The sequence below is a fragment of the Corynebacterium stationis genome (genome assembly GCF_001941345.1).
In the GTDB taxonomy this organism is placed as follows: Bacteria; Actinomycetota; Actinomycetes; order Mycobacteriales; family Mycobacteriaceae; genus Corynebacterium; species Corynebacterium stationis.
In genome coordinates this window covers 1085318-1100500 of record NZ_CP009251.1, presented here as the reverse complement: position 1 = coordinate 1100500, position 15183 = coordinate 1085318, and the positions used below count along the sequence as shown (strand labels likewise).

At 54.3% G+C, this 15183-nt stretch carries 14 protein-coding genes; 5 read left to right on the top strand and 9 right to left on the bottom strand.

Annotation, left to right across the window (positions count from 1 at the left end; all coding sequences use genetic code 11):
- Window positions 1-84: 84 nt before the first annotated feature.
- Genes mutM through CSTAT_RS05115 form a run of 3 tightly spaced genes read right to left on the bottom strand, consistent with a single transcriptional unit; the run spans window position 85 to window position 2188 of the window.
- Window positions 85-897 (bottom strand): bifunctional DNA-formamidopyrimidine glycosylase/DNA-(apurinic or apyrimidinic site) lyase, encoded by an 813-nt coding sequence (mutM, locus tag CSTAT_RS05125; RefSeq protein WP_066793258.1) that lies wholly within the window; start codon window positions 895-897, stop codon window positions 85-87.
- 44 nt (window positions 898-941) lie between these two features.
- Entirely contained in the window at window positions 942-1676 is a 735-nt protein-coding gene (gene rnc / locus CSTAT_RS05120; RefSeq protein WP_066840876.1) for a ribonuclease III, read from the bottom strand.
- The gene (locus CSTAT_RS05115) at window positions 1673-2188 is read right to left on the bottom strand and encodes a YceD family protein (protein ID WP_075722707.1); all 516 of its coding nucleotides are present in this window, start codon (window positions 2186-2188) and stop codon (window positions 1673-1675) included. The genes rnc and CSTAT_RS05115 overlap by 4 nt, the downstream gene beginning before the upstream one ends.
- Before the next feature lie 126 nt (window positions 2189-2314).
- Here CSTAT_RS05115 and CSTAT_RS05110 point away from each other — a divergent pair, with 126 nt between their 5' ends.
- The gene (locus tag CSTAT_RS05110; RefSeq protein WP_066793252.1) at window positions 2315-2812 is read left to right on the top strand and encodes a transporter; all 498 of its coding nucleotides are present in this window, start codon (window positions 2315-2317) and stop codon (window positions 2810-2812) included.
- Here the strand turns inward: CSTAT_RS05110 and CSTAT_RS05105 are convergent.
- Both CSTAT_RS05105 and gdhA read right to left on the bottom strand, forming a co-directional pair.
- Entirely contained in the window at window positions 2809-3510 is a 702-nt protein-coding gene (locus CSTAT_RS05105; protein ID WP_066793250.1) for a DivIVA domain-containing protein, read from the bottom strand. The genes CSTAT_RS05110 and CSTAT_RS05105 overlap by 4 nt on opposite strands.
- A 117-nt stretch (window positions 3511-3627) precedes the next feature.
- Complete coding sequence (gene gdhA / locus CSTAT_RS05100; RefSeq protein ID WP_066793248.1) at window positions 3628-4968, bottom strand: NADP-specific glutamate dehydrogenase; 1341 nt, start codon at window positions 4966-4968, stop codon at window positions 3628-3630.
- Between the two features lie 184 nt (window positions 4969-5152).
- On the opposite strand from gdhA, the gene CSTAT_RS05095 reads away from it, so the two are divergent.
- Window positions 5153-6280: a glycerate kinase gene (locus CSTAT_RS05095; RefSeq protein ID WP_075722706.1), complete on the top strand. Its 1128-nt coding sequence runs from the start codon at window positions 5153-5155 to the stop codon at window positions 6278-6280.
- A 25-nt stretch (window positions 6281-6305) separates the two neighbouring features.
- On the opposite strand, the gene CSTAT_RS05090 is transcribed toward CSTAT_RS05095, so the two are convergent.
- Complete coding sequence (locus CSTAT_RS05090; RefSeq protein ID WP_066793244.1) at window positions 6306-6704, bottom strand: hypothetical protein; 399 nt, start codon at window positions 6702-6704, stop codon at window positions 6306-6308.
- Window positions 6705-6738: 34 nt separating this feature from the next.
- On the opposite strand from CSTAT_RS05090, the gene CSTAT_RS05085 reads away from it, so the two are divergent.
- The 3 genes from CSTAT_RS05085 to CSTAT_RS05075 all read left to right on the top strand — a co-directional run bounded on the left by CSTAT_RS05085 (window position 6739) and on the right by CSTAT_RS05075 (window position 11694).
- Complete coding sequence (locus CSTAT_RS05085; RefSeq protein ID WP_075722705.1) at window positions 6739-7947, top strand: amidohydrolase; 1209 nt, start codon at window positions 6739-6741, stop codon at window positions 7945-7947.
- A 105-nt stretch (window positions 7948-8052) separates the two neighbouring features.
- On the top strand, window positions 8053-10524 hold the full coding sequence (locus tag CSTAT_RS05080; RefSeq protein ID WP_075722704.1) for a glycogen/starch/alpha-glucan phosphorylase: 2472 nt from the start codon (window positions 8053-8055) through the stop codon (window positions 10522-10524).
- Between the two features lie 57 nt (window positions 10525-10581).
- The gene (locus CSTAT_RS05075) at window positions 10582-11694 is read left to right on the top strand and encodes a PrpF domain-containing protein (protein ID WP_083640690.1); all 1113 of its coding nucleotides are present in this window, start codon (window positions 10582-10584) and stop codon (window positions 11692-11694) included.
- Between the two features lie 45 nt (window positions 11695-11739).
- On the opposite strand, the gene pyk is transcribed toward CSTAT_RS05075, so the two are convergent.
- From pyk to CSTAT_RS05060, 3 genes are all read right to left on the bottom strand, one after another.
- Window positions 11740-13158 (bottom strand): pyruvate kinase, encoded by a 1419-nt coding sequence (pyk, locus tag CSTAT_RS05070; RefSeq protein ID WP_075722702.1) that lies wholly within the window; start codon window positions 13156-13158, stop codon window positions 11740-11742.
- A 138-nt stretch (window positions 13159-13296) separates the two neighbouring features.
- The gene (lgt, locus tag CSTAT_RS05065) at window positions 13297-14250 is read right to left on the bottom strand and encodes a prolipoprotein diacylglyceryl transferase (protein WP_066793236.1); all 954 of its coding nucleotides are present in this window, start codon (window positions 14248-14250) and stop codon (window positions 13297-13299) included.
- A gap of 37 nt (window positions 14251-14287) precedes the next feature.
- Window positions 14288-15115, bottom strand: a complete 828-nt coding sequence (locus tag CSTAT_RS05060) for an indole-3-glycerol phosphate synthase TrpC (protein WP_066793235.1) — start codon at window positions 15113-15115, stop codon at window positions 14288-14290.
- Window positions 15116-15183: the final 68 nt, after the last annotated feature.

The following is a 15183-nucleotide window of genomic DNA, read 5'->3' as shown; positions in this document are numbered from 1 at the left end:
GTCGAAAAAGACTTCACGTCAGTGTCGAGGGACTAATAGCGTGGAGTAAATACTGTGATTGTGTTTTATGCCACTTTGACTACATTAGCATTGGCACTGCGGGCAGAAATGAGACGAGCGCGCATTAAGAACCACGCGATTCAATGCTGTGCCGCACCGGTCGCAGGGTTCATCGGCACGCCCATAGGCATGTAAAGAACGGGAGAAGTAGCCAGATTCACCGTTGACATTGACATAAAGCGCATCAAAACTGGTACCACCCTGCGCTAGGGCTTCAGTCATCACTTCCACTGCAGCTTCATAAATCGCGATAGCTTCGCGTTGCAGTAGCTTATTGGCTTTGCGCAGTGGCGATACTTTCGCGCGCCAGAGCGCTTCATCGGCATAAATATTGCCAATTCCAGAAGCTATTGTTTGATCCAACAGCGCGGTTTTTACGTGTGTCCTCTTAGTCCGAAGTTTGCGCGCGGCAGCCACGATGTCAAAAGCCGGACTGAGCGGATCCTGGCCGATGTGGTCAATTTTGGCTAAAGGAGCTACTAACCAGTAGCCAAAGGTGCGTTGGTCAATGAAGCTTAAATCAACGCCATCGCTTAAATGCGCGCGAATACGCACGTGCTTGGAATCGGTATGCCCAATGCGGAGCTGACCCGACATTCCCAGATGCACAAAGAGCACATCATCTTCACGGTCGGTGTTGCCGTCTAATTGACACCACAAATACTTGCCACGACGTTCAATGCCGCTGACAAGGCGGTTGCGCAGTATCGCATCTAAAGGGGCTTCTTGTCCCCTATTCGCGCGCGGGTGCAGCACCTCAACGGAATCAAAGGTGTGCCCCACGATGTGCGGTTCAAGACCCCGGCGAACGACTTCTACTTCAGGCAACTCAGGCATAAAAATTACTCCGCATTTTTACTTCAGCTTTTTACTTCAGCTTTTTACTTCACGCGGATAATAAGAGTGGCCTTTTCAGCAGCCTGTTGTTCGGCCTGCTTTTTATTAGGACCAACGCCTTCACCCAGCAATTGCCCATCAACATGAACTTGGGCAGTAAAGACCTGGTTGTGTTCTGGACCAGTCGAGGTTGCGGAATACTCTGGAGTGGGCAGTTTCCGCTCCGCGCACAGCTCCTGCAGGCTGGTCTTCCAGTCCATGTGGTTGCGGGTCGATACGGCTGCGTCGACCTTTTCCGCAAATAGCGCCAAGATAACTCGGCGTGCAGTCTCGAACCCATGCTGCAGATAAATGGCACCGAAAAGTGCCTCGGTGGTATCTGCCAGGATGGAGTCTTTATCGCGGCCATTGGAGTTGGCTTCGCCTTTACCCAACAAGATGAAAGCACCCAAGCCCATCTCGCGTGCGATATCGGCGAGCCCAAAGCGCGACACGATTGAGGCGCGCATCTTGGAAATATCCGATTCAGGGCGCGTCGGGTATTTCTCATACAGGCGCGCAGCAATCGACAGACCTAATACCGCGTCACCCAAGAACTCGAGGCGCTCGTTATTAGGAAGATGTCCATGCTCGTTGGCAAAAGACCGGTGGGTTAATGCCAAACGCAAGAAAGATTCATCAAGTTCTACATCCAAGCTCGCCAGCAGCGGCGCGGTATCAATCGCCGCAAAAGCTTCCTCTAATGCCTGCTCGCCGCTGATTTTCTTCTTCCGGCTCACAAGAACTTCTCCAGCCCAGACCAGCGAGGATCTACATGCTCTTCTTCCTCGCCTGAAGTTCCCACCTCAACACCCTCAGGAGTTGTGATATCGCAGCCATTTTCGCACGTCGGCGCAAAAGGAAGAACCATGCCTGCTTCATCAATGACTGTTTGCAGCAGATCGATTTCCTCGCCCACTACAGCTGGAACGTCTTCGCCTTCTTCAGCAGGATCGCCGCTGATGAAATCCTCACTAATTGCAAAGACCTGGCTGACCTTGAGATCCAACGGACGCTGCAAAGGCAGCAAGCAACGCGCACATTCGCCCTCTAAAGTGCCGGTGATGCGGGCGTCAACCATAAGACCTTCACCTAATGGAGTGAAATCTGCCTCCACGGTGATTTCGCTGCCCTTGGGGATGGCAATCATTTCTAAGCCAATGCGCTCTGGTGCCGGGCCGGTTTGTTCGCGTTGTTCAAACGTATTGGCACGCAAAAGTTGTGCCACATTGAATTTCAGTGGTGAGTTCATAACATCCTTAAGCCTACCCTGGATTCTGTACTTCACCTGTCTAGGAGGTCACAATGCCCTATGTACAGGCAAAATGAGGGTTTTGGGCTTTATTTTTGCGCAACTTTAGCCCTAGTATGGCTCAACATGAATGGTCTTGATTCAAGTGTGGCGCCGCTGATTTATGGGTCGCTACTGCCTGCGGCAATCCTGATCATCGTCAGTTTTGTGTGTGAGCAGATCTCTCGGCGCAAATTCCGCCAGGCCATTAACTACTATGGCATCACTCGCAAAGGTGTCATGCGCAGGTCGGTCATCGCAGGGGTGTGCATATTCGTGCTCATGCTCTTTCCCTTGCCTTATGACATCGCGATTATGATTATCGCTTTGGCCTTTTCCTTATCTGCAGCGGCAATCACGTTTTATGCACGCAACACGGCAGGAGCTGTAGTTTTAAGTGTGGCGGTCATTGGAGGCATCATCAGCGCGGGAACAGCGCTGATGACACTGATTGACGGATCACTCAATCCACTCCAACAGCTAGGCACGGTTCTTGCCACCTGGCCGATCCTTGCCGGCCCAGGCTTGGTGGCTGCCGTGATTTCAGCAGCGCTTAGCGCATCTGCGAAATCAACGTCTTACTAGTCTCGCTCGTAGGAAGAATATCCACCGCGGGTAGAGCGGTTTCCGGAAGCTCCTGCACCACGACGAAGTGCTGCGCGGTCAGAATTGATGGTGCGCAGAATACCCGTCAGTGATTCTTCAAATTCACCCAGCTTGGAATCTACAAATTCATCGCACTCAGAGCGCAGTCGGCTGGACTCTGCGTGAGCGGTATCGACAATGCGATTAGCTTCCTCATTGGCGCGGCGTACTACTTCTGATTCAGAGACCAAGCGCTCTTGCTCAGCGTGTCCTTCTGATACTGCGCGCTCGTAAGATTCATTGCCCTTAGCAACGGTGCGTTCAGCCTCGGCGCGAGCACTTTCAACGATGCTTGCAGCCTGATCTTGCGCCTGTCCGATAGCGGTGGTTGCGCGGTGATTGGCGTCATCAATCATCGCCTGCGAGTCGGCTTCGGCGCGACCGATAGTGTCATCAGCCTGAGCCTCAGCATCCGCAATGGTTTGAGAAGCGCGTTCTTCTGCGCTGCGGATAATTTCGTCCTGGTTATCCAAGACGTCTTGTGCGTCATCCAACTCCACAGGAATGGCATTACGCATTTCATCAAGGAGTGCCAACATTTCATTTCGCGGCACCATGCAATTGGAGGTCATGGGAACACCCATGGCCTGCTCGAGGTGATTGACCAGCTGATCCATGCTTTCAAATACGCGGTACATGGGAGCCAAGTATATATAAAGTTAAACTTCAGGTTCATCTCCCACGCCAAAACCCACCGGAAGAAGCATGGGGGCGCTTCCTTCGGTGGGTTGAGGAGGGTTTATGCAGGGCTGAGCCTAGATAACGCCTTGTGCCAACATCGCGTCGGCGACCTTCTTGAAGCCTGCAATATTTGCACCAGCGACGTAATCGCCTTCGCGGTCGTACTCTGCAGCGGTGGTCGACACATTAACGAAGATGCGGGTCATGATCTGCTTCAGGCGCTCATCGGTGTACGCAAAGGACCAGGAATCACGGGATGCATTTTGCTGCATTTCCAGTGCGGAGGTAGCAACGCCACCTGCGTTGGCTGCCTTACCTGGTGCGAATGCGATGCCTGCCTCACGGAAGACGTGAACTGCATCCGGAGTACATGGCATATTTGCGCCTTCGGCAACATAGCGTACGCCGTTGTTCTTCAGCAGCTGTGCCGATTCGCCATCCAGCTCATTTTGGGTTGCACAAGGAAGTGCGACATCTGCTTCAACTTCCCAGATATTGCCGCCTTCGACGAACTTCACGCCGGCTTCCTGCGCATAGGAGTTAATTCGCTCGCGACGGTTTTCCTTGATGTCCTTCAGGAGGTCAACATCGACACCTTCTGGGGTCAAGATGTAGCCAGAAGAGTCAGACATAGCAACGACAGTTGCACCGTGCTCTTGCGCCTTTGCCGCAGCGTAGATAGCAACGTTGCCGGAGCCAGAGACGATGACCTTCGCACCGCTTAAGGCTTCACCGTGGGTGCGCATCATCTCTGCGGTTAGATAAACAGTGCCGTAGCCGGTTGCCTCGGTACGTACCAACGAGCCGCCCCAAGTCAAGCCTTTACCGGTGAGCACACCAGACTCGTGCTGGTTAGCAAGGCGACGATACTGGCCAAAGAGGAAACCAATTTCACGGCCGCCGACTCCGATATCGCCAGCAGGAACGTCGCGGTACTCGCCGATGTGGCGGTGCAGCTCGGTCATGAAAGACTGGCAAAAGCGCATGATTTCCAGCTCGGACTTACCCTTTGGGTCAAAGTCGGAGCCACCCTTGCCGCCCCCAATTGGCAGGCCGGTCAGGGAGTTTTTGAAGATTTGCTCGAAGCCTAGGAACTTAATGATGCCAAGGTTTACCGATGGGTGGAAGCGCAACCCACCCTTGTATGGGCCCAAAGCGGAGTTGAACTGTACGCGGAAGCCACGGTTGACCTGAACTTGGCCATTGTCATCAATCCATGGAACGCGGAAGATCAGCTGACGCTCTGGTTCACACAGGCGCTCCACCAGTCCGTAGTCAGCGTAGTGCGGGTTCTTGCCCAAAACGATCTTCAGCGAGTCCAAGACTTCTGAGACTGCTTGGTGGAATTCTGGTTCTCCAGCATTGCGCTTGAGAAGCTTGTCATAGTACTCAGAAATCTTGTTATCCACGTTCATAATGGACCCTTCCTTACACGTTAAAGGCAGTGCTTCTTTATTAAGATGCTCTTTCTACAGGCAACTGACAACAGGTTTATATCGGTTGATAGAAACTAATTTACCTATTGGATGACCAATATCGCAAGCAGCAAAGGTAAGTGGGCATATTTGGGCATGCAAACCAACAGTTATAATCAGGGGCATGCTCATTGTCATCGCCCCTGACTCATTCAAGTCCACCGCCACAGCTGCGGAGGCCGCACGCGGCATCGCCCAAGGCGTCGTGGAGATTTTTCCTCAGGCTACGGTTAAACAAATTCCTATGGCCGATGGTGGAGAAGGAACCGCAGAAGTCATTGCACAGACTTTAGCTGCGGCTCAATCTGGGCCCGGGGTGGAAAAAATTGAACTTCCCACCACTGATGCTCGCGGAAGGCTCACCACGGCGCACTATTTCTTGCACGGCGATACCGCCTATATCGATGTCGCAGCAGCATCAGGTCTGCCGGCGGTTGAAGATGACTTGGACGTCCGTCACGCAGATACCTACGGCACCGGGGTTTTGATCGCGGATGCTGAAACCCGCGGCGCAAAACATATCGTGTTAGGTCTTGGCGGCTCAGCTACCGTCGATGGTGGTATGGGAATCATCACTGCTTTAGGTGGTGCCCCGCTTGATGAGCGCGGGCTACCTTTGCCGAAAGGTGGCGCGCCGCTAGTAGTACTCGATGCGATTGACACCGCGCAGCTTAATATCAAGGCCGCGGCCTTAAAATACACCCTGTTGGCAGATACCACGTGCCCACCGCTTCACGCAGCGAGCATGTATGGCCAACAAAAAGGCGCTTCAGTGGAGGATATCCCACTGCTTACCGGCGCCTTGATGAAATTGTGTGAGGTCACGGGCATCGACGTCGAGCGCGAAGGTTTTGGTGCCGCAGGATCCATTCCGGTCGGGCTGACTTGGCTGTCGTCTCTGCTTTATGGCTCCGAGAGCAATATTTCACTGGAGCCCGGCGCGCACCACGTGGCAGATGTGCTCGGTCTTCGCAGTTTGCTTGCCGATGCCAAGGCGTCCAACCAGCCAGCTCTCATCATTACTGGCGAGGGCGCTTTCGATGAGCAGTCGTTGACCGGCAAGGTAGTGGGCACCATCGCAGAAATCGCGGAGGATGCTGATGCCACTTTGGCGATTGTGGCCGGCCGGATGGATTCTCCGGAACCTAAAGGTGCGCTGTCCGCGCAGCTTTCGCAGCAGGGCACGATGCACGAGCAGCTCAAAGAAGCTGGCCGTGCAATCGCCGAAAAGTTCGCCGCTTCCCTCGCTTAGCGGTGAGCGCTTTAGCGGCTCACCGTTAGCGGCTAACCGCCAACGCCCACGGGAAGATGGCAGGCAATTCATGTGCCTTTTCATCTTCCAGCAATACCCAGTCCTTCGGCAGTACAGCGTGAGGGGTGAGCAAGCGGCCGAGCACCATGCCAAGCTCATTCAGGGAGCCTTTAACGCCTTCGAGCTTGATGAGGTAGCGGTAGACGCCTGCGTCTTCGAGGTCATGGTCATCGTGTTCATCGCGGTAGGTTTGGCGCAGTTGTTCTTCCATACCCTCAGGCAGACGTGGGGTATCGTTAATATTTACCTCTGCGGAGTCGATGCGCTGTGCTGTTACCAGGCGCTTTAGAGCTTCTTCAAACACTTCACCGACCTGCTTCGACTGAGCATGTGGGACTAAAACATCAAACTGAATACGTGACATAAAAGTAAGCGTACCCTAAGCAAAAAGATGGATCATGCCTCACCCGAATAATATTTCTGAAATCCTGAAATCACACACTGCGGACCTGAAATGGCAGCGTGAATTTTATGAGGATCTACACCAGCATCCTGAGCTTTCGCACCACGAAGAACGCACCGCGGCACAGATTGAGCAAAAGCTGCGCGAGTTTGATTGTGAGCTGATCACCGGCATCGGTGGCTTTGGCATGGCAGCAATTTTCCGCAGTGACGCCGAAGGGCCGACGGTGTTGATGCGCGCTGATTTTGATGCTTTGCCTATCACCGAAGAAACCGGCGTGGATTTCGCTTCCACCAATGGCAATATGCATGCCTGCGGTCACGATATGCACGCTACTGCCCTACTTGGTGCATGTGCCGTTATTGATTCGCTGCGCGGACAATGGTCTGGCACTTTCATCGCGCTTTTCCAACCAGCAGAAGAAACTTCCGATGGGGCAAAGCGCATGATTGCCGATGGACTCATCGACAAGCTGCCCCGCCCTGATGTGTGCCTTGCACAACACGTCATGCCAGGTCCGGCTGGCCAGGTACAAGCTACCCCAGGACCGATTCTGGCGGGCTGTGATTCCATCCGCATCCGTATCGCGGGACGCTCCGCGCATGCCTCAATGCCGGATAAATCCATTGACCCTACTTTGATTGCCGCGATGATTGTCGTGCGCCTGCAAGCGATTGTCGGCCGCGAGGTGCCTCCAGGGGAATTCTTCGTCATCTCTGTCGGCGAGCTACATTCCGGCGATAAAAATAACATCATCCCAGATTCAGCTGAGCTCGTGCTCAATACCCGGTACTACGACCCTGCCTTGGCAGAGCGCGTGTACGAAGCTTTGCACCGCGTGGTGGAGGCAGAGTGTGCGGCATCGGCAAGCCCGGCGAAACCGACCTTTGAATACTTCGCGCACGGTGAGGTCACCGATAATGACCCAGCCACTGCGCTTGCCGTCCGTGAGGTCTTCGACGGCGTCTTTGGCGACAAGGTAGTCGATGCCACCCCAGCAACCGCTTCCGAGGATTTCTGCTACCTGCCACAGGCCTGGGGCGTGCCGTATTACTTCTGGTTAGTTGGTTCTACTCCCGAAGAGCTTTTGGATAACCCACCGGTTAACCACCAGTCCAACTTCATCCCGGACTATGACCCAACCGTGGAAGCATCGACTACTGCCGGTGCTGCCGCGGTGCTGACCTTTTTGGCGAAGAGCTAAGCGCTAAAACCGTTCAGATGTAGTTGTCCAGCAATAAGTGCGCTGAGCAATTAGGCTTCAAGGAGATATCTCTTAAGAAACCTCACCTTAAGGACAACTCATCTCATGAAAAGTTCTCACTTTGCTCAGTCTGCACCGGGGCATATTCGCGCTGCAGCCGGTGTCTCCCCTGTCTCTGCCACCAACCGCAAGGCATGGTCCGGGCTGTCTTCTGCGGTGATGGAAAAAATTGCAGACGATTGGGAAAAGACCAAAAAGGCCTATGCTCAGGGTCGTCAGCAGCACTATTTTTCTGCCGAATTCTTGCAAGGTCGTGCGCTTTTGAATAACCTCACCAACCTTGAATTGGTGGATGAGGCCAAGGCGGTCATGGAAGATACCGGCCACGAACTTGTCGATGTCCTTGAGGCCGAACCCGATGCTGCCCTCGGCAATGGTGGTTTGGGGCGTTTGGCGGCGTGCTTTCTCGACTCGGCGGTAACCTCCGACTACCCCGTCACCGGCTATGGCCTGTTGTACCGCTACGGGCTTTTCCGTCAGTCTTTTGAGCAGGGTTTCCAAAAGGAAGAGCCGGATGCGTGGATGGAAAATGGTTATGATTTCATCGTCCGCCGCGCATCTGAGCAGTGGCGCGTGCATTTCGATGACATGGATGTCCGCGCTATCCCCTATGACATGCCGATTACGGGCTACGACACCAAAAACGTAGGCACCTTGCGTTTATGGAAAGCCGAGCCCATCGCTGAGTTCGACTATGACGCTTTTAATTCCCAGCGCTTTACCGAAGCGATTGTGGAGCGCGAAAAAGTCATGGATATCTGCCGCGTGCTCTATCCCAATGACACCACCTATGAAGGCAAAGTACTGCGCGTGCGCCAGCAGTACTTCTTTGTCTCTGCCTCGCTGCAGGAGATGATTTCCAGCTTCATTAGCCACCACGGTGATGACTTAACCCAGTTTGCGAAGTTCAATTCCATCCAGCTCAATGACACCCACCCAGTACTCGCTATCCCTGAGCTATTGCGCATTTTGCTCGATGAGCACGGCATGGGTTGGGACGAAGCCTGGGAAGTTGTGACCCAGACTTTTGCTTATACCAACCACACCACGTTGGCTGAAGCACTAGAGACCTGGGAAGTATCTATCTTCCAGAAGCTGTTTTGGCGTATCTGGGAGCTAATTGCCGAAATCGATCGTCGCTTCCGTGAAGATATGGCTGGACGTGGCCTTGACCAGGGACGCATTGAGTACATGGCGCCGGTGTCCAATGGGCATGTGCACATGGCGTGGATTGCGTCCTATGCGGCATATTCCATCAATGGTGTTGCGGCTTTGCACACGGATATCATCAAGGCGGAGACCCTGCGCGAGTGGCATGAACTGTGGCCGGAGAAATTCAACAATAAGACCAACGGCGTAACCCCAAGGCGTTGGCTGAAGATGTGCAACCCCGGCTTATCGGATTTGCTTACCCGCTTGAGCGGCTCTGACACGTGGGTGACCAACCTCGGCGACCTGCAAAAACTACGTACCTACGCCAATGATGATGCGGTCATGGCTGAGTTGATGGAGATAAAACGCGCCAACAAGGTCGAGTTTGCCACCTGGGTAAGCCAGCACCAAGGCGCAGAAGTAGACCCCGATACCATCTTCGATGTGCAGATCAAGCGTCTGCATGAGTACAAGCGCCAGCTGATGAATGCTCTGTACATTCTGGATCTCTACTTCCGCATCACCCAGGACGGCGAAGAAGTGCCACCACGTACTTTCATCTTCGGTGCCAAAGCTGCGCCTGGATATGTGCGCGCAAAGGCAGTTATCAAGCTGATAAATACCATCTCTGAGCTCGTCAACAACGACGAGCGCACCCGCGATGTCATCCGCGTGGTCTTTGTAGAAAACTACAACGTCTCCCCTGCCGAAAAGATCATCCCAGCCGCCGATATTTCTGAGCAGATCTCGACTGCCGGTAAAGAAGCTTCCGGTACTTCCAACATGAAGTTCATGATGAATGGTGCATTGACCTTGGGCACTTTGGATGGCGCGAATGTCGAAATCGTTGAGGCTGTGGGCGATGAGAATGCGTATATCTTTGGTGCGAAGAATGAAGAGCTACCCGGTCTGCGAGAGAACTACAACCCGGGCGAGCTTTATAACTCAGTGCCAGGGCTTGCTCGCGTGCTCGATGCGCTTGTCGACGCCACCTTAGGCTCCGAAAACGCCGGCCTCTTCGGTGATATCCGCTCCGGTCTGCTGGATGGCTATGGGATTCACGCCCAAGATACCTACTATGTGCTCGGTGATTTCACTGATTACCGCACCACCCGCGATGCCATGGCCCAGGACTACGTCGATGACAAGCTAGCGTGGGCGCGCAAGTGCTGGATCAATATCTGCGAGTCTGGCCGCTTCTCCGCGGACCGCACGATTGCGGACTATGCCGAGCATGTATGGAAGATCGTCCCGACTCCCATTTCCTCGCCTGCAGATTCTTCGACCGCTGAGCCTGATAAAGCGGCCGGCGAAGCTCCTGCTGCGCGCTCGTTGGAGAAGAAAAAGCGCCGGTTTTTCGGTTAAAATAGTTTAGTTCCGAATTACTCACGCGGTGGGTTTTCCACCGCTACAGTAATGTCCATGACCGATTGGATTAATACCTGCTTTATTCGGGGTGGCACCAGCAAAGGGCTATTCTTTAACGCAGCCGACCTACCAGCTGATGAAGCGGAAAGGGACGCTGCGTTATGTCTTTTCATGGGCTCCCCGGACCCGCATGGACGCCAGCTCAACGGCATGGGCGGCGGGATATCCTCGCTATCTAAGGTCATGTTGGTTGAAGCCAGCGCGCGTGAAGGTATTGATGTAGATTACACCTTCGGCCAAGTCGAAGTCGGTACCGCGCACATTGATTATTCGGGCAATTGCGGCAACCTGTCCTCAGGTGTTGTGCCTTTTGCGCTGGAAGCCGGCATCATTGACTCCGACGATGGCACTCAAGAATTTACTCTGTTTAATACCAACACGTCCAAGACAGTAAAAGTGGGCTTGGAGGTCAAAGATGGTCGCGCAGCAATCTCCGGTGATGTGGAACTGCCAGGGGTTGCTGGCACGGGATCCGCGATTACCTTGACCTATCCGCATCCTGCTGGCAGCCGTACCGCGGGGCTTTTGCCCACTGGTTCTCCTACTACCGTCTTCGATCACGATGGCGCGGCAATTACAGTGTCCTTGGTGGATTCCACCTTGCCCGTTGTCATTGTGCGCGCGGACGATGTCGGACTAACTGGTACAGAGCTTCCTTCAGCCATCGACGCGAACAAGCCCTTGATGTCATTGCTCGAACGATTGCGGCAAGCAGGCGCACAAACCATGGGCTTTTCCACATGTCCTGAGGTGGTGCCCAAGATCGCGATTGTTGCGCGGCCGCAAAATTCGACCATCTTGGATGGCTCGCAATTAGATGCCGAATCTGTCGACATCATGGTGCGCATGATTTCCATGGGCAAAGCTCACCTCGCGGTTCCAGGAACGGGAGCGATGTGTGTTGCTGCAGCCGCTGCAGTACCTGGCACCGTGGTTTCCGAGATTACGGGCCAGCTCACCCATACCCGCCTGGGCACGCCTTCCGGCGCGGTTATCGCTGCGGCGAACTACGACAACGGCGAGCTAACATCAACCTCGCTGATTCGCACCGCCCGAATACTAATGCGCGGACAGGTTCCGCTAGTAACTTCCCCCACGCAACACTAGAGCCGCTAACTCACAGTGAGCTAGCGGCTTTAAGCGAGGCGGTGATTAGCTAACGTCTTCGCCGAGTTCGTGTGCGTGAATCATGTTGGTATTTCCAGCAATACCAGCCGGGGTACCCGCTACAACGACGACCAAGTCGCCTTCTTCGTAGTCTTCCATTCCCAGCAGTGCCTTATCCATCGCCAACATCATTGCGTCGGTGGATTCCACATCCTTGGTCAAGAAGGTCTGCGCACCCCACGTCAGCGCGAGCTGGGAACGCACGGCTTCATGTGGAGTAAAGACCAACAGCGGCAAGTGCGAGTGCAAACGAGCAACGCGCTTAGCCGTGTCACCCGAGGTGGTGAAAGCTACGATTGCCTTCGCATTCAGACGCTCGGCAATATCACGCGCCGAGTAGGAAATAACGCCACGCTTGGTACGTGGAACATGCGATAGCGGTGGCACGCGGCCATCGGTCTCTGCACGCTGCACGATGCGCGCCATGGTGCGCACCACGTTGTGCGGGTCAACGCCCACAGAAGTCTCACCAGAGAGCATAACGGCATCTGCACCATCGAGTACCGCGTTCGCGACATCCGATGCCTCCGCGCGAGTTGGGCGGGAGTTTTCAATCATGGAATCCAGCATCTGGGTTGCCACGATGACGGGCTTCGCATTCTCGCGAGCAATCTGCACGGCACGCTTTTGTACCAGTGGAACCTGCTCCAGTGGGACCTCAACGCCTAGGTCACCACGAGCAACCATGACGGCGTCGAAGGCCAAGATGATGGATTCAAGCGCATCAACCGCTTCCGGCTTCTCCAGCTTCGCGATGACAGGAACGCGACGGCCTTCCTCATCCATAATCGCGTGAACCAGGTCAATATCAGCAGGCGAACGCACGAAAGACAAAGCGATAAAGTCTACGCCCAGCTTCAAAGCAAAGCGCAGGTCCGCGATATCCTTCTCACTCAACGCTGGCACGGAAATATCCATGCCAGGCAAAGATACGCCCTTGTTGTTAGAGACTGGTCCGCCTTCGGTCACGCGGCAGACAACATCGTTGCCATCGACTTCGATGCACTCAATGGCTACCTTGCCGTCATCGATAAGCAGGCGATCGCCCGGCTTGGCATCCTTCGCGAGGTTCTTATAGGTCGTGGAGACACGATCGTGGGTACCTTCGACATCCTCGACGGTAATGCGCACGATTTCATCGTTATCCCACTGTTCCGCGCCATTAACAAAGCGGCCTAGGCGGATCTTCGGGCCTTGCAAGTCCGCCAGGATGCCCACTGCACGGCCGGTAGCGTCGGTTGCAGAACGTACCCAGTGGTAGTTCTGTTCATGATCGGAGTGGTCGCCGTGGGAGAAGTTAAGACGGGCAACATTCATGCCGTCTTGAACAAGACGTAAAATGGCGTCCTCGCTGGCGACAGCGGGGCCCAGAGTACAGACAATTTTTGTTCTTCTATCCAGCATATGAGTGCCTTACCTCTTTATCTCTAGCGGTATTCAACGTGTCCCAACTTACCCGTGTTTTAAAGCTGCTGCCATTACTTTCGCCACCAACAAGGCAAAAAGAATCAAACAGAAACAAAAGTACCCGGTAGGACTGTTTTACTGTTTCGGATATGGATGCAGGTTTTTACCAGCGCTCGAGCTCTCTAGGCCCTCTGCGGCGGTTTCTTTTTCTGCTGCGAGCTTGGCCTGGTATTTCGGATCGACTTCCTCCGGTGTTTCCTGTCCTTTCTTGAGGCTCAGGAAGACAATGACGCCGATGACAAAGACGACGACGGAGACAATCGCGTTGATGCGGAAGCCAAAGATCATGGTTGCTTCATCGGCGCGCATATTTTCAATGAAGAATCGGCCCAGCGTGTAGCCTGCGACATACAGCGCGAAGACCCGGCCGTGGCCGAGCTTCCAGGCTTGGTGCGCCCACAGCAAAAACAAGCAGACTAAAATATTCCAGATCAGCTCATAGAGAAATGTTGGGTGCACAGACGCGATAACCTCACCGGTCGAGACGCCTGATACGGGCGCGTTGCGTCCAGCTTCATCCACGCGGTAGTAGATATCCAGCGCCCATGGAACGGTGGTCTCTGCGCCGTAGAGTTCCTGGTTAAACCAGTTACCCAGTCGGCCAATCCCCTGTGCGAGCACTAGGCCTGGTGCCACGGCATCAGCGAATGGCCCTAGCGGGATGCCCTTGACCTTAAACATCACCCACACGGCAATGGTTCCAAGTGCCACCGCACCCCAGATGCCCAATCCACCGTTGGTAATTTTTAGCGCATCCACGGGGTTGCAGTCGGCGCAGAAATACTTATCGTAATCAGTGGCGACGTGGTAGATTCGCCCGCCAATAATGCCGGCGGGGATGATGACGATGGCGGCATCCCACACCGTGTCGGAGTTGCCGCCCATCGCGGTATACCGACGCTGCGTTAACCACAGGGCAACTAAAATACCCACGATAATGCACAGGGCATAAGCGCGAATGGGAAGTGGTCCAAGGTGCCACACGCCTTGCGGCGGAGAGGGAATATTAGCCAAAATCATCGTTTGCACATGCTTCAGTGTGCCACAAACGAATAGAGCTTTGGCACTAGACCTTGCGCGATGGGCACGCTGGGTGCTGGCCTGTAGCGACCAAGCTGCGCGCCATAGCCGATGGGCTTTGCGCTGTCATTACTGATTCCCCGACCATGATGGCATCCGCCCCAAAGGATGCGTACTTTAATAATTCTTTCGAAGTTTGAACCCCACCCACGGCAATGCGGATTACGCTTTCTGGCAACCCCGGCACAATATCCGCAAAAGCTTCTCGATGCAGCTCATCTGATGTCACCGACCATGCATTAACGCCTACGACCGTTCCCCCGGCTTGAATGGCGCGGTCGACTTCTTGTGGATCGCGCACTTCTAACAGTGCGACCATCCCTAAAGATTCTGTGCGATCCAGCAGAGATTCCAAGCGGGCTTGTTCTAAGACAGCGACCTGCAAGGTGACAACATCTGCGCCATAACATCGTGCTTCATGGATTTGATACGGGTCCACGATGACATCGCGGCAGACCATGGGCACGGTTGTGGCTTCGCGCGCTGCTGCCATATCTTCTAAAGAGCCGTGGAACCGGCGCCTTTCGGTCTGACATGCCATCAGATGCACGCCAACTTCTTCAAGCTTGGTGGCAAGGCTTGCCATAGCCTGCGGCGATTCGAGATTGGCGATTGGCCCTTTGAAAGGCACTGCGCGTTTTAATTCGGTAATTACTGAGCAGCCAGTACGCAATAGCGCGGCGCGTGCATCGCGCGGTGGAGCCATGCTGCGCGAGCGGGCTTTAACATCTTGGAAGGACACCACTGCCTCGCGAGCTGCGACATCATCAAGAGCTGCGCGCAAAATATTTTCCACAGCAATCGGGGCTGGCACTGGCACACCTCCCGTTTCCGAAGTCAAGATAAATGAAGTCTAAATCACATCTAGGTTATCGGTTGAAG